The following is a 19,061-nucleotide window of genomic DNA, read 5'->3' as shown; positions in this document are numbered from 1 at the left end:
TGTCACACCTCCTCGGGCTCGGTGAGCAGCGGGTAGACGCCGTTCTCGTCGTGGTCCTCCCGTCCGGTCACGGGCGGGTTGAACACACAGATGCAGCGGAAGTCCTCCTTGATCCGCATCGTGTGCCGCTCGTGGCCGTCGAGGAGGTACATGGTCCCGGGCGTGATCGTGTACGTCCGCCCGGTCTCGTTGTCGGTCAGTTCGGCCTCGCCCTCGACGCACACCACGGCCTCGATGTGGTTCGCGTACCACATCGACGTCTCCGTGCCCGCGTAGAGGATCGTCTCGTGCAGGGAGAAGCCGACCTTCTCCTTGGCGAGGACGATGCGTTTGCTCTCCCACGTGCCGGACGCCGCTTTGACGTGCCGGTCGGTGCCTTCCAGATCCTTGAAAGAACGGACGATCACGGTGGTTCCAGGCCTCCTTGTGGGTCTTCCCCAGATGGTCGTCAGACGGTTTCCCGCACGGCGCGGGCGAGGACGCGCAGGCCCTCGTCCAGCTCGTCCGGGGTGATGGTGAGGGCGGGCAGCAGCTTCACGACCTCGCTCTCCGGGCCGGACGTCTCGATCAGCAGCCCGAGTTCGAAGGCCCGCTTGGCGATCCGGCCCGCGCGGGCCTTCTCGTGGAACTCCAGGCCCCACACCAGCCCGCGGCCCCGGTACTCCTTCACATCGGCGAGGTTCTCCTCGGTGATGGAGATCAGCGCCTGCTCGACCTGCTCGCCGCGCGCACGGGTCTGCTTCTCCATGGCGGAGCCGTCCGACCAGTACGTCTCCAGGGCGGCGGTCGCGGTGACGAAGGCGGGGTTGTTGCCGCGGAAGGTGCCGTTGTGCTCGCCCGGCTCCCAGATGTCCAGCTCGGGCTTGAACAGGCACAGCGACATCGGCAGCCCGTAGCCGCTGATGGACTTGGAGACGGTGACGATGTCGGGGGTGATGCCCGCCTCCTCGAACGAGAAGAAGGCCCCCGTACGGCCGCAGCCCATCTGGATGTCGTCGACGATCAGCAGCATGTCCTGCCGCTCGCACAGCTCGGCGAGCGCGCGCAGCCACTCCGGGCGGGCGACGTTGATGCCGCCCTCGCCCTGGACCGTCTCCACGATCACGGCGGCGGGCTTGTTCAGCCCGGACCCCTGGTCCTCCAGGATCCGCTCGAACCACAGGAAGTCGGGGACCTGGCCCTCGAAGTAGTTGTCGAACGGCATCGGCGTCCCGTGCACCAGCGGGATGCCAGCGCCGGCCCGCTTGAAGGCGTTGCCGGTCACGGCGAGGGAGCCCAGGGACATGCCGTGGAAGGCGTTGGTGAACGACACGATCGCCTCGCGCCCCTTCACCTTCCGCGCCAGTTTCAGCGCGGACTCCACGGCGTTGGTGCCGGTCGGGCCCGGGAACATGACCTTGTACGGCAGGTCGCGGGGCCGCAGCACCAGGTTCTGGAAGGACTCCAGGAACGCCCGCTTGGCGCCCGTCGACATGTCGAGGCCGTGCGTGACGCCGTCCCGCTCCAGGTAGTCGATCAGAGCCCGTTTCAGCACCGGGTTGTTGTGGCCGTAGTTGAGCGAACCGGCTCCGGCGAAGAAGTCCAGGTAGCTGTGGCCGTCCTCGTCGCGCATCCGGCTGCCCTGCGCGGTGTCGAACACGGTGGGCCAGCCGCGGCAGTAGCTGCGCACCTCGGACTCCAGGGTCTCGAAGACGCTCAGGTCGGGCTGGGTGATGGTCACGGCAGATCGCTCCTCGATGCGTGGGGGGTGCGGGTGTGCGGGAGTGGGGGAGAGGGGGCGGCCCGGCGGGGGCCGGTGGTGCTCAGGGGGACAGCGGGCCGATGCGGTGCAGCACCTCGGGCTCGTGCGGACCGTCGGGGAAGTCCCCCGCCTCGAACAGGACCGTGCGCTCGACGGTCGCGCCGTGGCGTTCGGCGAACGCGGCGAACAGCCGCTCGGAGGCGGTGTTGCCCGGCGTGATGGTGGTCTCGACGGTGGTCAGCGCGTGCTGTCGCGCGACCCGTGCGGCGAGTCCGTCCAGCAGCGCACCGGCGAGTCCGCGCCCGCGGTGCGCCTCGTCGACGGCCACCTGCCACACGAGGAGGGTGTCCGGCCGCTCCGGCCGCACGTACCCGGTCACGAAACCGACCGGTTCCCCCGTCTCGTCACGGGCCACCGCCGAGGTGTCCGCGAAGTCCCGGCACCACAGCAGATAGCTGTACGAGGAGTTCAGGTCGAGGGTCTTGGAGTCCCCGGCGATACGCCACAGCGCGCTGCCGTCCGACACGTCCGGGCGGTCGATCCGGATCCCCTCGGCGATTTCCGGTTGTGATTCCAGGTGTGCGATGTGCAGGTCTGCTTGTGCGGCAGTCATACGGCTTGAATTTACCCAGCGGAATTTCGAATTGCATCGCCGCTCGGGGTTACGAATGAGCGCCGCCTGTGTTATCACGCGGGCGCGAGCGGGCGCGCAAGCAGGTGGTTGACCTGTGCGGTTTTGCCCGGAAATACCCTTGCAAAAAGGGCGCACTGTGGAGTCCGTCACATGCGCGTAACCCTCACGGAACCCGCCCGGAACGCGCCCCTTGTTGTTCGCGAAACCTTTGCGTTTAGAGAAGGTTGAAGCGGGCAGAAGAATACGGGGTCCTACCCATGGAATTGTAGGTCCCTTTCTGCTGGAAAAGCGACCCCCTTTTCCGCCGATTCGCCGATTCCGGCCACTTCCCCCGCTCCTGGACACCGCCCCGGGCGGGCAGTTCTCCACCGACACCGCTGTGCGGACCCGGAGCGGGTGACACGGCTCTGGCGAGGTCGGCGGTGGGGGAGGGGGCGAGGATGCCGGAGCAGTTGTGGGCGGCACTGACTCCTCGCGTCCGGGCGGCCCGGCGTCGCGGCGGAGCGGCTCCGTCCCCTTGCCGAGGAGAATCCCGAAGCGGCCTTCCTGTTGGGGGTCGCGCTCCTCGCCGCACCCGGTGACCACGCGGAGGTCGCGCGCTGGTGGCGGCGGGCCGGGCAGGAGGCGGACGCGGACACCGCGTTCGACTTCGCCGGCTACCTGGCCGAAAGGGATGGCGAGGCCGCGCACGTCGACTTCTGGTGCCGCAGGACCGCCGAGGCCGGGCACTCCCGCGCCGGGCTCAATCTCGGCGCCCTGCTCGCCAACAGGGAGCTGCCGGAGGAGGCGGAGCATGGCTGGCCACGGCGGTGGCGAGGGGACTCGACGACGCGACCGAACCCCTGGCTCAGGTACGGGAGTTCCTGACCCGCCAGAAGGCCTTCTGAGGGCGCCCACGCCCGCGAACTCACTGAGATCAGGGAGACGCCGGCCGGACCGCGCATCGCCTTCTGTGCCCCAATGACACACAGGTCGACTCCCCACGTGTCCGGCAGCACCGGCTCGGCGCCGACGGAGGCCACCGGGTGCAGGTAGAAGAGCGCGCCCTGCCCACGGACGACCTCGCCGATCGCGGCGACGGGGTTGTGAACTGCCCAGGGTTGACTGCGCAAAGCATGTTCTACCGCGTATGAGTGAGTGTCCGGGCTGCTTCGCTCGTGACCTGATGGGTGTGAACGGAGGTTCCTCGGTCGAATGTGTGACCTTCGCCCGTGTGGGTCGTTGAGGAGCATGGTGAGGGTTCGGCCGGTGCGGGGACGGTGGGGTGATCTGGGATGGGTGGGCTGCGGGAGTTGGCGGCGCCGTTCGTCGCGGTCGGCCCGTCCGGTGTGGCGGTCCGTGACCGGCTCAAGCACCTGACCGCCGAGGACGAGACCGTACTGCGTCTGGTCGGCGATCACCTGGGCACTGTCGCCTCCCGCGATCTGAAGGCCCGGTGCGCGGTAGGGCTGGACCATGACGCCGAGGGGGTGGGCCGGGCGTAAGCGGGCTGTGACGGCGGTGTCGTCCTCCCGTTGGGCCGGTTCGATCACGAAGGCCACGCATGATCAGTGGGCGCTTGCCCGGCGGAGTCAGCTGGCGCACATCCAGCGGCTGGAAGCAGGTGTGCGGATGATCGCGCACCGGTTGTCGCTGCCGGTGGGGGAGAAGGGCGGCAAGCATGCTCCAGGGGGTTATCCGAGCAGGCGGGAGTGGCATGCGAAGGCGCGTCGTCTGCACCTGCTCACCGACCGGCTCCAAGCCCTCCGGGCGGACTGGGAAGCCGGGCGCGTGTACGTGGTGCGCGGGGGGAAGCGGCTGCTGAACACCCGCCACCACCTGGACGCCGCCCGGCTCACCGAAGAGCAGTGGCGCACCCGGTGGCAGGCCGAGCGGCGCTTCCTTCAGGCCGACGGTGAGTCCGGCAAACGGTTCGGCAACGAGACCATCCGTGTCACCCCCGAGGGCGAGGTCTCCCTCAAGCTCCCCGCCCCGCTGGCGTATCTGGCGAACGCCCCGCACGGCCGCTATGTCCTCGCCGCGAGGGTGGTGTTCGCGCACCGGGGTGAGCAGTGGGCCGACCGCATCCACGCGAACCGGGCTGTGGCCTACCGCATCCACGAGGACACCGCACGCGGCCGCTGGTACCTCACCGCCTCCTGGACAACCCCGCCGGTCAAGAACGTGCCGCTGGCCACGGTCCGCGCGGGCGGCCTGGTGGGGGTCGACACCAACGCCGACCACCTGGCCGCCTGGCGCCTGGACACCCACGGCAACCCCGTCGGCGCACCCAGACGGTTCGGCTACGACCTGTCGGGCAGCGCCGCCCACCACGACGCGCAGGTCCGGCATGCCCTGATCCGCCTGCTGCACTGGGCCCGCCGCCATGACCTCGCCCTCGCCGTCGAGGACCTCGACTTCACCGCAGAGACGACCCGCGAGAAACACGGCCGCCGTAAGCGGTTCCGCAGGCTGGTCTCCGGTATGCCCGTGGCCAGGCTGCGGGCCCGGCTGGTGTCGATGGCCGCCGAACTCGGCATTCCCGTCGTCGCCGTCGACCCCGCCTACACCAGCCGCTGGGGCGCCCAGCACTGGCAACAACCCCTCACCAGCAAGACAAGGAAGACCACCCGCCACGACGCGGCAGCCGTGGCGATCGGAAGGCGCGCCCTGGGACACCCGGTCCGGCGACGGACGGCACCGCCCCCTGCTCACCGGAGTGATGAGCAGGGGCATCGGACCGTCCAGGCCCCACCGGGCATCCGAGGGTGTGAGGGACCCCGCCCCCGCGTTCCCGGACCACGGACACGATCCGTACGCGCCGGACGCGGAGCGAACGCGGGCGACCAGGACACCCAACACCGTTCGGGGCGTCCGACTGAGCATGAGTCCTGGCAGCAGGACCCACTCCCGCTCAGTCTTTAGGAACGGTTCGTGTTGCCGGTCGCCGCCTCCGCGTGCACCAGGGAGACGAAGTCGATGGCCGGGTGCGCGGCGAAGGCGTCCCGGATCTGCTCGGCGGTGACCGCCGTGTGGAAGGGCACGGCCAGGTCGACGACGGTCGCCCCGCAGTCGCGGAGCCAGTCGCCGAAGGTCTGTCCGTAGGGGCCGGTGATCACGTTCAGGGCGGTCGTCCCGGGCCCGGCGGCCCCGCGGATCGCCCCCTCCAGCGGCAGCAGCGCCTCGCCCTGGGTGATCACCACGTCCTGCTCCGTGGAGAGCAGCCGGGCCACCCGGTCCTCGATCGACGCGAAGCGCGCCGCGGTCAACGGGGCCAGATCCAGAAACGGGTGCGTCACAGGGTGCTCTCTTCGCTCACTGGGGTAGATGGTGTCCAGGGTGGGCCGACACCGGTCGACGGACGTCGAGCGTAATCGGCGCGTCCGGCAGCACCGTCCGACGATCCCCGCCCCCGGAATCCAAGCGCATCTGCCGCCCCGCACCGATGACTTCTGAGGCCGAACGGCCCAGTGACCATCGGATTGGTTTGAGTAAGTCAAACATCTCCTTATAATCGGATGCCTACGTTCCCCACAGGAGGTCTCCCCGTGAACTCGGTCCTCGCACGCCGGACCCGCATCCTGGCCGCCACCACCACTGCGGCCGGACTGCTGCTCGTGGCCGGTTGCACCTCGACCGACGACGGCGGCAGCGGCGGCACCAAGACGGCCGCCGGCGGGGTCGAACTGGTCAAGGCGGGCCAGTTGACCACCTGCACCCACCTCCCGTACCCGCCGTTCCAGTCGGAGATCGACGGCAAGGTGCAGGGCTTCGACGTCGCGCTGATCGACCTCGTCGCCGAGGACCTGGGCGTGAAGCAGGTGATCCGCGACACCCCGTTCGAGAACTTCAAGACGGGCGCCTTCCTGAACTCCGGTGAGTGCGACCTCGCCGCCGCCGGTATGACGATCACCGACGAGCGCAAGAAGAACGTCGACTTCTCCGATCCGTACTTCGACGCCACCCAGGCCGTCCTCGCCGACAAGGGCGCCGGTATCAGCTCCTTCGCGGACCTCAAGGGCAAGAAGGTCGGCGCCCAGGCGCAGACCACCGGCGAGGACTACGCCAAGAGCCAGGGCCTCGACCCGGTCTCCTTCGAGTCCTCCGACGCCGTCCTCAACGGACTGCGCTCCGGCCAGGTCGACGCCGTCGTCATCGACTACCCGGTCGTCCAGGGCTGGCTGAAGGACAAGGCCAACGCCGACGCCTTCGAGGTCGCGGACAACATCAACACCGGTGAGCAGTACGGCTTCACGGTCAAGAAGGGCAACACCAAGCTCCTCGCCGCCGTCAACAAGGCGCTCTCCGAGGCCAAGTCAGACGGGACGTACCGCGAGCTGTACGAGAAGTGGATCGGGCCGTACGACGAGAGCGCCGCCTCCGCCTCCCCGTCCGCGTCCGCCTCCTGACCCATGGCCGACACGGACGCGGTGGTCCAGCCCAGGAAGAAGGGGCTGACCCGGCGGCAGAAGCGCAGCCTGTCGCGCGGCGCGCAGTACGCCGTCTTCGTCGCCGCCGTGATCGCCTTCGCGGTCTCGGCGGACTGGGGCCGGCTGAAGAACCAGTTCGCGCAGGCGGACATCGCCGAGCAGATGTTCCCGGACGTCATCACGCTGGCGCTGAAGAACACCGTGCTCTACACCTTGTCCGGCTTCGCCGTCGGCCTGGTGCTCGGCATGGTGATCGCCCTGATGCGGCTGTCGTCGGTCGGCCCGTACCGCTGGTTCGCCGGCGTGTACATCGAGATCTTCCGCGGTCTGCCCGCCCTGCTGATCTTCATCTTCATCGGGGTCGCCGTCCCGCTGGCCTTCCCGGGCACGGAGATCGTCGGCGGCACCTACGGCAAGGTCGCCCTGGCGCTGGGCCTCGTCGCGGCGGCGTACATGGCGGAGACGATCCGCGCGGGCATCCAGGCCGTCCCCAAGGGGCAGATGGAGGCGGCCCGTTCACTGGGGTTCTCGCCCGCCCGCGCGATGGTCTCGATCATCATCCCGCAGGCGTTCCGGATCATCCTCCCGCCGCTCACCAACGAACTCGTCCTCCTCTTCAAGGACTCCTCGCTGGTGCTGTTCCTCGGGGTCACCCTGGAGGAGCGCGAACTGTCCAAGTTCGGGCGGGACCTGGCCAGCACCACCGCCAACTCCACGCCGATCCTGGTCGCCGGCCTGTGCTACCTGCTGGTGACCATCCCGCTCGGCTTCGTCGTGCGCCGTATGGAGGCCAAGGCCCAGGAGGCCGTGAAATGACCGCGAAGACGCTGGGCGGACACCCCGAGATCCAGGTCCGCGCCCTGCACAAGTCGTTCGGCGACAACGAGGTCCTCAAGGGCATCGACCTGGAGATCGGCCGCGGCGAGGTCGTCTGCGTCATCGGCCCGTCCGGCTCCGGCAAGTCGACCCTGCTGCGCTGTGTGAACCTCCTGGAGGAACCCACGAAGGGCCAGGTCTTCGTCGGGGGCACCGAACTGACGGACCCGGACGTCGACATCGACGCCGTACGCCGACGCATCGGCATGGTCTTCCAGCAGTTCAACCTCTTCCCGCACCTCACGGTCACCGAGAACCTCACGCTCCCGCAGCGCCGGGTCCTCAGACGGGGCAAGGCGGAGGCGGCACGGGTGGCCGCCGAGAACCTGGAACGGGTCGGACTCGCCGAGAAGGCGGACGCCTACCCCTCCTCCCTCTCCGGCGGCCAGCAGCAGCGCGTGGCGATCGCCCGTTCCCTGTCCATGGGCCCCGAGGTCATGCTCTTCGACGAGCCGACGTCGGCCCTTGACCCGGAACTGGTGGGCGACGTCCTGGCGGTGATGCGCAGGCTCGCGGAGGAGGGCATGACGATGATGGTCGTCACCCATGAGATGACCTTCGCCCGCGAGGTCGCCGACCGTGTCGTCTTCATGGACGGCGGCGTGATCGTCGAGGACGGCGCCCCCGCCCGGGTCATCGGCGCGCCCCGGCACGAGCGCACCCGCCACTTCCTGTCCCGTCTCCTCGACCCCGCGATGGCGGAGGTCGAGGAGGAGACGTCGGACCAGGTGGGCAAGAGCGACTGAAAGGGTTCGTTCGTCGGCGCGGGTGGGTGGGGGCCGTTCGCGCCCACGCGGCGGAGCCGCATGTGTCACCGCCCCGCGTCCCTGAAGGGAACCGGCCTGCGGTCCGCCCTTCGTCCTGAAAAGCACGGGGCGCGGCCCCGGTCGCTTTTCAGGGACGCGGGGAACCGCGCGACCAGCCCCCGCTCACCCGCACCCGACAACGCTGAGCCACAGCGGAAGCGTCTGGCTAGGGTGCGGGTATGAACGAGCGTGCTGTGCTGCGTGTGAAGGGGCGGGTCCTCGTCGGGTCCGACGACGTCCGGGACGAGCTGTGGGTCGTGGACGGCCGGGTCTCCTACGACCGTCCCGCCGGCGCGCGGGACGTGCGGACCGTGGAGGGGTGGGCGCTGCCCGGCCTGGTCGACGCCCACTGCCATGTCGGCCTCGGCGCGCACGGTCCGGTCGACGCCGGCACCGCGGAGAAGCAGGCACTGACCGACCGAGACGCCGGCACCCTCCTGATCCGTGACGCGGGCTCCCCGTCCGACACCCGCTGGGTCGACGACCGCGACGACCTCCCGAAGATCATCCGCGCCGGTCGGCACATCGCCCGTACCCGCCGCTACATCCGCGGCTACGCCCACGAGATCGAGCCGGACGACCTCGTCGCGTACGTCGGCCGGGAGGCCCGGCGCGGTGACGGCTGGGTGAAGCTGGTCGGCGACTGGATCGACCGCGAGGTGGGCGACCTCACGGCGTGCTGGCCGCGTGGCGCGGTCGAGGCGGCGATCGCCGAGGCCCACCGCCTGGGCGCCCGCGTCACGGCCCACTGCTTCGCCGAGTCCTCCCTGCGCGACCTCGTCGAGGCGGGCATCGACTGCGTCGAACACGCCACGGGCCTCACCGACGACCTGATCCCGCTGTTCGCCTCCCGCGGCGTCGCGATCGTCCCCACCCTGGTCAACATCGCCACGTTCCCGAAGCTGGCCGAGGGCGGCGAGGCCCGGTTCCCCGTCTGGTCCGCCCACATGAGGAACCTGTACGAGCGCCGCTACGACACCGTCCGCAACGCCTACGACGCCGGTATCCCCGTCTTCGTCGGCACCGACGCCGGCGGCAGCCTCCCGCACGGCCTGGTCGCCGACGAGGTGGCCGAACTGGTCAAGGCCGGCATCCCCCCGCTCCGGGCCCTCGCCGCGACCACCTGGGACGCCCGGAGCTGGCTCGGCCGCCCCGGCCTGGAGGAGGGCGCCCCGGCGGACCTGGTCGTCTACGGCGAGGACCCCCGCGACGACGTCCGCGCCCTGGCGGCGCCCCTGCGGGTCGTGCTGAACGGCACGATCACCGCCTGACACCCGCTCCCCCGGGCACGCCGGTCCGCCCGGCGACGACCGCGGCGACGGCGGTCGGGCGGGCGTGCGCGTGACAGGGCCTCAAGGGCGGTGGCCGAAGGGGCAATTCCCGGCTCACCGTGGGCCCACGTCGCCAAGCCGAGCGTGCCCGACGGCGTCGACAAGTCCTTCGCCCGCGGCAAGTGGCAGGACTTCAGCCACAAGAGGGGCGTGAAGCTCCACTGCAAGCACAGTTCGCTGTGCTGACCCGGTAGCCCCCGCCCCGCACGATCCGCCGGCGGACCGTCGGGCCCCCTCCGCTCAACGGTCCGCCAGCGTCATCGCCTGGTCCAGCGCCTGGAGGAAGCTGTTGACCGTCGTACGGTCACGGACCGCCAGCCGCAGCCAGTTCTCGTCCAGGCCGGGGAAGGTGTCGCCCCGACGCACCGCGAAGCCCAGGGTCCGCAGATGGCGGCGCACGGCCGGCGCGCGATCCAGGCTGACGAGGACGAACGGCCCCTCGGCGGGCTCGGCGACGGTCAGTCCGTCCGGGGCGAACTCCTTGAGCCCCGCCACCAGATGGGCCCGGTCGGCGGCGACGCGGTACGCCGCGTCGGCCGCCTCCGCCAGCGCCCGCTCGGAGACGCACGCCTCGGCCGCCGCGAGCGCCGGCGTCGACACCGGCCACAGCGGCTGCGCCCGCTCCAGCTCCTCGATCGTCTCCGGCGCGGCGAGGACATAGCCGATCCGCAGCCCGGCCAGGCCCCACGTCTTGGTGAGGCTGCGCAGCACCACCAGACCGGGCACGTCCGTCCGCCCGGCCAGTGCCTCCCGCTCGCCCGGCACCGCGTCCATGAACGCCTCGTCCACCACCAGCGTCCGCCCGGGCCGGGCCAGCCGCGTGATCGCCCCCGCCGGGTGCAGCACCGACGTCGGGTTGGTGGGGTTGCCGACGACGACCAGGTCCGCGTCCTCGGGCACGGCCTCCGGGTCCAGCCGGAAGCCGTCCGACGCCTTCAGCAGCACCCGGTCCACGCTGTGCCCGGCGTCCCGCAGCGCCGCCTCCGGCTCCGTGAACTGAGGGTGCACCACCACCGGCCGACGGACCTTCAGGGCCCGCGCCAGCAGCACGAACGCCTCGGCGGCGCCCGCCGTGAGCAGCACCCGCTCGGCGGGCAGCCCGTGCCGGGCGGCCACCGCCGCGCGGGCGGACCGCCCGTCGGGGTAGGCGGCCAGCCCGGTCAGCGACCCGGCGATCCGCTCCCGCAGCCAGGCGGGCGGCGTGCCGGCGCGGACGTTCACGGCGAGGTCGGTGAGCCCGGCCCCGTCGTCCCGCACCTCGGCGTCACCGTGATGCCGCAGGTCGTGCCCCGCTCGCCGGGAACCGCTCCGGTGTTCAGTGTGCATGGGAGTGCGTGTGTCCCCCGTGATGGTGGTGGCCGTGGTGGTGCCCGTCGTCGTCCGGGTGGAAGTGCGGCTGCTGCGGCATCCCCACCTTGTCCTCGAACCCGGGCAGTGCGATCCGGTAGACGCAGGAGTCGCAGTTCATCCGCAGATCGCCCTCCAGGGCCTCCCGGTAGCGCTCCATGACCAGGTCGAGCAACTCCGGTTCCGGCCCGATGACATCGGCCGACCGTACCTCGATCTCCGGGTGCGCGGCAGCCCAGCCCTCGGTCTGCTGCCGCACCCGGTCCGGCAGGATGCCGGTGAACAGGAAGTACGGCAGCACCACGATCCGCTTGGCACCGAGCCGCACACAACGGTCGAGACCGCTCGGCACGTCCGGCGCCGCCAGCGACACGAACGCCGTCTCCACGCCCGCGTATCCGCGCCCCTCCCACAGCAGCCGGGCCGCCTTGAACACCTCGGCGTTGGCGTCCGGGTCGGTCGAGCCGCGCCCCACCAGCAGCACGGTCACGTCGGCACGGTCCTCGGGGCTGCGGCCCGCGCCGCCGAGCGCCTCGTCCAGCCGCCGCTCCAGCACGCTCAGCAGCGCCGGGTGCGGGCCGAGCGGACGGCCGTAGGTGTACGAGATCCCCGGGTGCCGCTCCTTCTCACGGGCCAGCGCCGCCGGGATGTCGCCCTTGGCGTGCCCGGCGGACACCAGCATCAGCGGGACGGCGGCGAACCGCCGTACACCCCGCTCCACCAGGTCGGCCACGGCCTCGCCCAGCGGCGGCGGGGACAGCTCGATGAAGCCGCCCGCGACGGGCAGTTCGGGGTGGCGGCGCCCCAGTTCCCGGACGAAGTCGCGGAACGCCTCGGCTCCGGCATCGTCCCGGGTGCCATGACCGGCGATGAGCAGGGCGGGCGGCGGGGTGGTCACGATTTCTCCTCGGAGTCTGGAACGGGGTGGTACTGCGGGGCGACGGGCGCGGCGGCCGGCGCCGGCCCGCCCGTCACGGTCACCTCGGTGTACGAGGCGGGCCGGTGGGCGGCCGGTCGCCGAAACGGCTCGGTCGGGTGGACCACATGGTTCACTCGGCGCCCTCCGGGTTCTCCTGCCAGCGGTAGCCGCGCGGCGTCACCATGCGGCCCGCGATCTCACGGGTCGCCGTGTTGCCCACGGTCACCACGGTCATCATGTCGACCGTCGCCGGGTCGAGCGCCGCCAGGGTCGTCAACCGGTGCGACCCGTCCGGCCGCGAGGCGTTCCGTACGACCCCGACGGGCGTCGTCGGCTCACGGTGCCCGGAGAGGATCGCGAGGGCCTTCGGCAGCTGCCAGTCCCGGCCCCGGCTGCGCGGGTTGTAGAACGTCACCACGATGTCGGCCTCGGCCGCCGCCCGCACCCGCCGCTCGATGACCTCCCACGGCGTGTGCAGGTCGGACAGACTGATCGACACATGGTCGTGCCCGAGCGGCGCCCCGAGGATCGCGGCGGCCGCGAGCGCGGCCGTCACCCCGGGCACGCCGATCACGTCGATGTCGTCGGACGCCTCGGCGAGCGCGGGCGAGGCCATGGCGTACACCCCGGCGTCGCCGCTCCCGATCAGCGCCACGGCCTGCCCCCGGCGGGCCTCGGCCACCGCGGTCCGCGCCCGCTCCTCCTCCGCGCCCAGCCCGGACTCCAGGATCCGGGTGCCGGGCCGGAGCAGATCCCGGATCTGGTCGACGTACTGGTCCAGCCCGACGAGCACGGAGGCCCGCCGCAGTTCGGCCTTCGCGCGCGGCGTCAGCAGGTCCCGGGCGCCCGGTCCGAGTCCCACCACCGCGAGCCGCCCCCGCGCCGGCCGCCGTACGACGGCACAGGTCGCCATCGCGGGCCTGCCGTCCGCCCGCTCCGACTTCCGCTTGGGGACGAGGAGTTCACCCCCGCCGACGAGTGCGGCGGCCTCCGCGACGGAAGGGGTGCCCACGGCGGCGAGCGGCGCGTCCGACGGGTTCGGCACCTCGACGGAGGCCAACTCCTCGGCGGAGTGCGTGACCAGCGGGACACCGAGACGCGCGGCGGCCTCGACGAGACCGGGTTCGTCGGCCTTGGCGTCGACGGTGGCGAGCTCGGCGAGGGACCGGGGGGAGAGCCCGGCGTCGCGCAGGGCGCTCCCGATCAGGCACAACACCTCGTCGACGGGGGCGCCCTTGGACGCCCCGACGCCCACCACGAGGGACGGCGGGCGGAGTACCACGCGTGCGTCACCGGTGGGGCGAGCGCCGGTGTCGAGCACCCGGTCGGTCACCACGATCGCCGGCCCCCCGCGCCCGGCCGGCGCGTCCGGCGCCGGACGCCGTACGTTCGGCGGGAGCGCGGGCAGGGGCCAGGCGATCCCCAGGTCCAGCTCCACGGCCTCCCCGTCGAGCAGGGCCCGGGAGACCCCGGCGACGTCCCCCTCGACCGGCATCCCGAGCGTGTCCAGGCCGGGCACCCCGACCGCGTCGGTGGCCGTGGTCACGACCGGCTCGGCACCGAGCACCTCGCCGACCTCGACGGCGAGCGCGTTGGCGCCCCCCGCGTGCCCGCCGACCAGCGACACGGCGAACCGCCCGCCCTCGTCGACGCACACGACGCCCGGATCGGTGCCCTTGTCCGCCAGCAGCGGCGCGATCAGCCGCACCACGGCCCCCGTGGCGAGGAAGCACACCACCTGCTCGCACTCGCCGAACGCGCGCCCCACGGCGTCCCGTACGGGCCCCTCGTACACACGGGTCCGCTCGGGCCACGCCGAGGCGAGCCGCTGGGCGGCAACGGCCCCCGCGGCGGTCGCGGAGATCAGGCCGATCACCGGTCAACTCCTTCACAGTGCGCCGGGGGCCTCACGCCCCACAGCAGGAAAACGGGATTGGTCGCCGCGAGCCGGGTCACGTCCCCCGGCAGCGGCGCGAGCCGGGACGCCTGCAGCAGGACGCCGTCACAGGTCAGCCCGGCCGCGACGAGCGCCTCGCGGGCCGCGGGGACCCGATCGAGCGCGGCCATGGCGACCACCACGGTCCGCCGGGCCCGCCGCGCGCACGCGCTGACGATCGCGGGCAGTTCGCGCCCCCCGCCGCCGACGAACACGGCGTCGGGGTCGTCCGGGAGCCCGGCCAGCGCGTCCGGCGCGGCCCCTTGCACCACGTGTACGTCGACGCCGTGCGCGGCGGCGTTGGCGCGGACCCGCTCGACACCGTCCGCCGTCCGCTCGACGGCGATGACGGCCGCGCCGAGCCGCGCGCACTCCACGGCCACCGAGCCGGAGCCCGCGCCGACGTCCCACACCAGGTCCCCGAGACGGGGGCCGAGCCGGGCCAGCGCGAGTGCCCGCACCTCGAACTTGGTGATCATCGAGTCGCGGTGCGCGAACGCGTCCTCGTCCAGCGCCCACCGCTCCGGAGCGGCCGGGGCCCCGGCGACGGTCCGCACGGCGGACACCGTGTGCGCCTCGTCCAGGCACAGCACGACGCTGACCTCGGCACCCCAGTCGCGCGCGGCGGCCTCCGCCGGTGTCACCCGCTCCACCCGCTCACGCTCCGGGTCGCCCAGCGCGGACGCCACCACGAGGGTCCGCCGGCTGTCCAGCAGCCCCGCCCCCAGTTCGGCGGGCCCGCTGCCGGGCCCGGTCAGCACCGCCGTCTTCGGCCGGGCCCGGCACACGTTCAGCGCGGTCCGCAGCGCACGCCCGTGGGCGCTCACCACGACCGCGTCGTCCCAGGGCAGCCCCAGCCGGGCGAACGCGGTGGCCACCGACGACACCCCCGGCCGGACGTCCAGCTCCCCGGCGCCGAAGCGTTCGGCGAGCGCCCGCACGATCCCGAAGAACCCCGGGTCACCGGAGGCCAGGACGACGACCCGCCGGTCCCGGTACTTCTCGATCACCCGGAGGGCGGGCGCCAGCGGCCCGAGGACGACCTGCTCGGCCGTCGCCGGGAGCGGGGCGGCCGCCAGATGCCGGCGGCCGCCCACGACGAGCGCCGCCCCGGCCAGGGCGGCCTCGGCGTCCGGGGGGAGGGGCGTCCCCGTGCCCGTACCGATGACGGTGATCACGGCGTGCCGCCCCGGCCGCGCGCCTCCCGCAGCGCCTTGCGCGCCTCGGGGTCGGCCTTGCGGTACCCGTGGAAGTGGCCGGGGTGGTACAGGTGCGAGCGGGTGCCCTGCGCGTCGAGGGCCGGACCCACCAGGAACAGGGTGTGCTTCCAGAGCTTGTGCTCCTTGACGGTCTCCTCCAGCGTCTCGACGGTGCACCGCACGACCAGTTCCTCCGGCCAGGTCGCCTGGTAGGCGATGACCACCGGGGTACCGGTCGGATAGCCGCCCTCCAGCAGCTCCCGCACCAGCTGACCGCTGCGCGCGGCCGACAGGAAGATCGCCATCGTCGTGCCGTGCCGCGCGAACTCCCGTACCTCCTCACCCGGCGGCATGGGCGTCTTGCCCCCGCCGAGCCGGGTCAGGATCACCGACTGCGCGACCTCCGGGATCGTCAGCTCCCGCTGGGCGAGCGCGGCGACGGCGGAGAACGACGACACGCCCGGCACGACCTCGGTCTCGATGCCCAGCGCACGGCACCGGTCGAGCTGCTCCTGGGTGCCGCCCCACAGCGCCGGGTCACCGGAGTGGATCCGGGCGACCTTCAATCCCTCAGCGAGGGCCCGCTCGTACACGGCGACGACGTCCTCCAGGGACATGGCGGCCGAGTCGAGGATCTCCGCCTCCGCGCGGGCGTGGTCCAGCACCTCGGCCTGCACCAGGCTGGCCGCCCAGATCACGACGTCCGCCTCCGCGATCGCCCGGGCGGCCCGGAACGTCAGCAGATCGGCGGCGCCGGGCCCGGCACCGACGAAGGTCACCTTGCCGGTGGGGGCATCGGCCATGGAAGTCATCGTTCCTCTCTCAAAGGCTGTACGGGGCGCGAAGGCGGTACGGGGTGTGCGGCACGCACGGGTGATGCGGGGCGGTGCCCCTTCGGGCCCGGGCCCGCCGGAGCGGTGCCGGACCCCGGAACCCGGCTGGGGTCTCGGGGCGCCGCGCCGAAGAGGCCCCGCTCTTCCGGTAGCAAGGACCCATGGCGGTGTTCGTGGCGCTCGGCGCGTTCCTCATGACGCTCATCGGCGGCTGGACGGCCGGGCGCGTCACCGACCGCCGTCACCTGGTGCTGGGCCTGGCCGGCGGACTGATGCTGGGCGTGGTCGGCCTCGACCTGCTGCCGGAGGCGCTGGAGGCCGCCGGGGACGAGGTGTTCGGCGTACCGGCGGCGCTGCTGCTGTTCGTCGCCGGCTTCCTCGCGGCCCACCTGGTGGAACGCCTGCTGGCGGCCCGTCAGGCGGCGCACGGCGCGGGGGAGCACGACGGGCGTACCCCACAGGTCGGTCTCACGGCGGCCGCCGCGATGGTCGGCCACAGCGCCATGGACGGCGTCGCCATCGGCGCCGCCTTCCAGGTCGGCGAGGGCATGGGCCTCGCCGTGGCGCTCGCGGTGATCGCCCACGACTTCGCGGACGGCTTCAACACGTACACACTGACGAGCGTGTACGGCAACGCCCGCCGCCGGGCGATCACCATGCTCGTCGCGGACGCGGTGGCGCCGGTCCTGGGCGCCGCCTCCACGCTGCTGTTCACGATCCCCGAGGGCCCGCTCGGCTGCTACCTCGGCTTCTTCGGCGGCGCTCTGCTGTACCTGGCGGCCGCCGAGATCCTCCCCGAGGCCCATCACGCGCACCCGGCGCGCTCCACACTGCTGTGCACGATCGCCGGGGCGGCGTTCATCTGGGTGGTGGTGGGCGTGGCCGAGTGAGCGGCGGCCGGACCCGAGGGCTCCGCTCACAGCTTGCCGCCGCGCCCGCCGTCGCGCGGGGCGGGCGCGATCAGCGTGGACAGGTACGGCAGGGGGCCGCCGTCGAGCGCGTCGGCGGCCTGGATGGACTCCTCGGGAAGGCCCAGCGCGGACCCCCACACGGCGTCCTGGAGCCGCCCGGTCTCCCGCAGCGCCTCGACGACGGCCTGCGCCTGCCGCCCGAACTTGTAGGCCACCACGGTCCCCGGCCCGCCGAGGGCGTCCTTCAGCACGGCCGACCCCGCCGTCACGGGCACCAGCGTGAGCGGCTCCGTCCCCTCCGTCAGCACGGCACCGGAGCGCGCGGCGAGGTCCTGCATCGCGGTGATCCCGGGCACCGTCTCGATGACGGTCCCCGGCACCAGCTCGCCGATGGTGTGGGCGAGATAGGTGAACGTCGAGTACACATTGGGGTCGCCGATGGTGGCGAACGCGACGGCGGAGTGCGCCTTCAGCAGCTCGGCGACCCGCTCCCCGGCGGCGTCCCAGGCGGCCTCGCGCCGCCCCCGGTCGGTCCGCTCGTTGAGCGCGAACACGACCCGGACGATCTTCTCCGCGCCCACGTAGTGCAGTACGGTCGCCTCGGCGCGCCCCCGCTCCCCGGTGTCCATGACGGGTACGACGACGACGTCGGCGTCCCGCAGCGCGTTGACGCCCTTGACGGTCACCAGCTCCGGGTCACCGGGGCCGACCCCCACTCCGATCAGCCTGCTGCTCATGACGTCCGGCACCTCTCCACGAACCGACGGGCGACACCGGGCTCGGACGCCCAGTGCGTGTGCAGATAGCTCGCGTGCACACCGCGCTGTACATAACCTTCGACCCGCCGCTGAGCGCCGCGGATCCCCCACGCGGGAGCGGGCCCGGCGCCCGGTTCGACGACCGTCCGGTGGAACTCGTGGCCCCGCATCCGCGTCCCCGCGGGCGCCAGCACACTGTCGCCGAGGGCCACGGCGTCCCGGTAACCGAGCGTCAGCCGCGCGTCCATCCGGGCCGTGGCGTCGAGCACCCCGCACATGGGGCGCCCGTCCAGCTCCCGGCACAGATACAGCAGCCCCGCGCACTCCGCCGCCACGGGCGCCCCGCCCAGCGCCAGCTCGGCGACCTCCTTGCGCAGCGCCTCGTTGGCGGACAGCTCGGCGCCGTACACCTCGGGGAACCCGCCCCCGACGACCAGCCCCCGGGTCCCCTCGGGCAGCCGCTCGTCGCGCAGCGGGTCGAAGGTCACGACCTCGGCCCCGGCGGCCGTGAGCAGCTCGGCGTGCTCGGCGTAGGAGAAGGTGAACGCGGGCCCGCCGGCGACGGCGACGACCGGGGCCGAGGACGGGACGGGCGAGGGCGGCGGGGGCGAGGAAGCCAGGGCCTCCGCCGCGTCCCACGCCGGGCCCGGCAGCGCCCCCGCGCTCCGCGCCAGCGCCACCAACGACTCCAGGTCGCATCCGGCGGCCACCTGCGCCCCCATCGCCGCCACAGCCTCCACCGCGGCCGACCGCCGCTCGGCGACCGGCACCAGCCCCAGATGGCGGGACGGCGTGTCCACCTGGGCAACCCGCCGCAGCACACCCAGCACCGGAACGCCGGCCGAGTCCAGCGCCTCCCGCAGCAACTCCTCGTGCCGGTCCGACGCGACCTTGTTGAGGATCACGCCCCCGACCCGCACCTCGGGGTCCCAGGACGCGAACCCGTGCACCAGCGCCGCCACCGACCGCGACTGCGACGACGCGTCGACGACCAGCACCACCGGCGCCCGCAGCAGCTTGGCCACGTGCGCGGTGGACGCCAGCTCGCCCTCGCCGGCGGCTCCGTCGTACATCCCCATCACGCCCTCGACGACGGCGAGGTCGCACCCCCGCGTCCCGTGGGCGAACAGCGGCGCGATCAGCTCCGGCCCGCACAGGTACGCGTCGAGGTTGCGCCCCACCCGCCCGCTGGCGAGGGCGTGGTACCCGGGGTCGATGTAGTCCGGCCCCACCTTGTGCGGGGACACGGCGAGCCCCCGCGCGGTGAGCGCGGCCATCAACCCCGTGGCGACGGTGGTCTTGCCGCTGCCCGAGGAGGGCGCGGCGACGACCAGCCGGGGGACGGACGACGAGGAGTTCAC

The 19,061-nt window shown here is 72.7% G+C and carries 17 protein-coding genes and 3 pseudogenes; 8 read left to right on the top strand and 12 right to left on the bottom strand.

The window, feature by feature from the left end:
- Positions 1-2 precede the first annotated feature (2 nt).
- From ACZ4Z3_RS04385 to ectA, 3 genes are all read right to left on the bottom strand, one after another.
- Positions 3-407: an ectoine synthase gene (locus ACZ4Z3_RS04385; protein WP_468080832.1), complete on the bottom strand. Its 405-nt coding sequence runs from the start codon at positions 405-407 to the stop codon at positions 3-5.
- A 41-nt stretch (positions 408-448) separates the two neighbouring features.
- On the bottom strand, positions 449-1,720 hold the full coding sequence (ectB, locus tag ACZ4Z3_RS04380) for a diaminobutyrate--2-oxoglutarate transaminase (protein ID WP_468499614.1): 1,272 nt from the start codon (positions 1,718-1,720) through the stop codon (positions 449-451).
- An 82-nt stretch (positions 1,721-1,802) separates the two neighbouring features.
- The gene (gene ectA / locus ACZ4Z3_RS04375; RefSeq protein WP_468499613.1) at positions 1,803-2,354 is read right to left on the bottom strand and encodes a diaminobutyrate acetyltransferase; all 552 of its coding nucleotides are present in this window, start codon (positions 2,352-2,354) and stop codon (positions 1,803-1,805) included.
- Positions 2,355-2,924: 570 nt separating this feature from the next.
- Between ectA and ACZ4Z3_RS04370 the strand changes: the two genes are divergently transcribed.
- On the top strand, positions 2,925-3,242 hold the full coding sequence (locus tag ACZ4Z3_RS04370; protein ID WP_468500232.1) for a hypothetical protein: 318 nt from the start codon (positions 2,925-2,927) through the stop codon (positions 3,240-3,242).
- A gap of 23 nt (positions 3,243-3,265) precedes the next feature.
- Here ACZ4Z3_RS04370 and ACZ4Z3_RS04365 read toward each other — a convergent pair.
- Positions 3,266-3,460: pseudogene (locus ACZ4Z3_RS04365) on the bottom strand (aminotransferase class V-fold PLP-dependent enzyme); the annotation flags it as partial.
- A 189-nt stretch (positions 3,461-3,649) separates the two neighbouring features.
- On the opposite strand from ACZ4Z3_RS04365, the pseudogene ACZ4Z3_RS04360 reads away from it, so the two are divergent.
- A pseudogene (locus ACZ4Z3_RS04360) lies at positions 3,650-5,279 on the top strand (IS200/IS605 family accessory protein TnpB-related protein).
- A 5-nt stretch (positions 5,280-5,284) separates the two neighbouring features.
- Here the strand turns inward: ACZ4Z3_RS04360 and ACZ4Z3_RS04355 are convergent.
- Positions 5,285-5,653: pseudogene (locus ACZ4Z3_RS04355) on the bottom strand (alanine--glyoxylate aminotransferase family protein); the annotation flags it as partial.
- Between the two features lie 249 nt (positions 5,654-5,902).
- On the opposite strand from ACZ4Z3_RS04355, the gene ACZ4Z3_RS04350 reads away from it, so the two are divergent.
- The 5 genes from ACZ4Z3_RS04350 to ACZ4Z3_RS04330 all read left to right on the top strand — a co-directional run bounded on the left by ACZ4Z3_RS04350 (position 5,903) and on the right by ACZ4Z3_RS04330 (position 9,983).
- Positions 5,903-6,763 carry a transporter substrate-binding domain-containing protein gene (locus tag ACZ4Z3_RS04350; RefSeq protein WP_468499612.1) on the top strand — a complete coding sequence of 287 codons (861 nt, stop codon included), beginning with the start codon at positions 5,903-5,905 and terminating at the stop codon, positions 6,761-6,763.
- Positions 6,764-6,766: 3 nt separating this feature from the next.
- Complete coding sequence (locus ACZ4Z3_RS04345) at positions 6,767-7,600, top strand: amino acid ABC transporter permease (RefSeq protein WP_468499611.1); 834 nt, start codon at positions 6,767-6,769, stop codon at positions 7,598-7,600.
- The gene (locus tag ACZ4Z3_RS04340) at positions 7,597-8,406 is read left to right on the top strand and encodes an amino acid ABC transporter ATP-binding protein (RefSeq protein ID WP_468499610.1); all 810 of its coding nucleotides are present in this window, start codon (positions 7,597-7,599) and stop codon (positions 8,404-8,406) included. Before ACZ4Z3_RS04345 ends, ACZ4Z3_RS04340 begins: the two co-directional genes overlap by 4 nt.
- Before the next feature lie 239 nt (positions 8,407-8,645).
- Entirely contained in the window at positions 8,646-9,737 is a 1,092-nt protein-coding gene (locus ACZ4Z3_RS04335) for an amidohydrolase family protein (RefSeq protein WP_468499609.1), read from the top strand.
- A gap of 90 nt (positions 9,738-9,827) precedes the next feature.
- Positions 9,828-9,983: a hypothetical protein gene (locus tag ACZ4Z3_RS04330; protein WP_468499608.1), complete on the top strand. Its 156-nt coding sequence runs from the start codon at positions 9,828-9,830 to the stop codon at positions 9,981-9,983.
- Positions 9,984-10,037: 54 nt separating this feature from the next.
- On the opposite strand, the gene cobC is transcribed toward ACZ4Z3_RS04330, so the two are convergent.
- The 5 genes from cobC to cobM all read right to left on the bottom strand — a co-directional run bounded on the left by cobC (position 10,038) and on the right by cobM (position 16,001).
- Positions 10,038-11,123, bottom strand: a complete 1,086-nt coding sequence (gene cobC, locus ACZ4Z3_RS04325) for an Rv2231c family pyridoxal phosphate-dependent protein CobC (RefSeq protein WP_468499607.1) — start codon at positions 11,121-11,123, stop codon at positions 10,038-10,040.
- Positions 11,113-12,042, bottom strand: coding sequence for a sirohydrochlorin chelatase (locus ACZ4Z3_RS04320; protein WP_055716373.1), 930 nt, complete (start codon positions 12,040-12,042; stop codon positions 11,113-11,115). Before ACZ4Z3_RS04320 ends, cobC begins: the two co-directional genes overlap by 11 nt.
- 151 nt (positions 12,043-12,193) lie before the next feature.
- Complete coding sequence (gene cobJ / locus ACZ4Z3_RS04315; protein ID WP_468499606.1) at positions 12,194-13,939, bottom strand: precorrin-3B C(17)-methyltransferase; 1,746 nt, start codon at positions 13,937-13,939, stop codon at positions 12,194-12,196.
- Positions 13,936-15,177, bottom strand: coding sequence for a precorrin-6y C5,15-methyltransferase (decarboxylating) subunit CbiE (gene cbiE, locus ACZ4Z3_RS04310; protein ID WP_468499605.1), 1,242 nt, complete (start codon positions 15,175-15,177; stop codon positions 13,936-13,938). The genes cobJ and cbiE overlap by 4 nt, the downstream gene beginning before the upstream one ends.
- Complete coding sequence (cobM, locus tag ACZ4Z3_RS04305; RefSeq protein WP_390953217.1) at positions 15,174-16,001, bottom strand: precorrin-4 C(11)-methyltransferase; 828 nt, start codon at positions 15,999-16,001, stop codon at positions 15,174-15,176. Before cobM ends, cbiE begins: the two co-directional genes overlap by 4 nt.
- A gap of 191 nt (positions 16,002-16,192) precedes the next feature.
- Here cobM and ACZ4Z3_RS04300 point away from each other — a divergent pair, with 191 nt between their 5' ends.
- On the top strand, positions 16,193-16,921 hold the full coding sequence (locus tag ACZ4Z3_RS04300) for a ZIP family metal transporter (protein ID WP_468499604.1): 729 nt from the start codon (positions 16,193-16,195) through the stop codon (positions 16,919-16,921).
- A gap of 26 nt (positions 16,922-16,947) precedes the next feature.
- On the opposite strand, the gene cobI is transcribed toward ACZ4Z3_RS04300, so the two are convergent.
- Both cobI and ACZ4Z3_RS04290 read right to left on the bottom strand, forming a co-directional pair.
- A complete protein-coding gene (gene cobI / locus ACZ4Z3_RS04295) occupies positions 16,948-17,679 on the bottom strand; it encodes a precorrin-2 C(20)-methyltransferase (protein ID WP_468499603.1) in 732 nt (243 codons plus the stop codon).
- Positions 17,676-19,061 (bottom strand): cobyrinate a,c-diamide synthase, encoded by a 1,386-nt coding sequence (locus ACZ4Z3_RS04290; protein ID WP_468499602.1) that lies wholly within the window; start codon positions 19,059-19,061, stop codon positions 17,676-17,678. The genes cobI and ACZ4Z3_RS04290 overlap by 4 nt, the downstream gene beginning before the upstream one ends.

This window comes from Streptomyces sp. NPDC030296, assembly GCF_055572815.1.
Note: the sequence above shows the minus strand (reverse complement) of the source record. Positions and strands in the feature narration are given on the sequence as shown.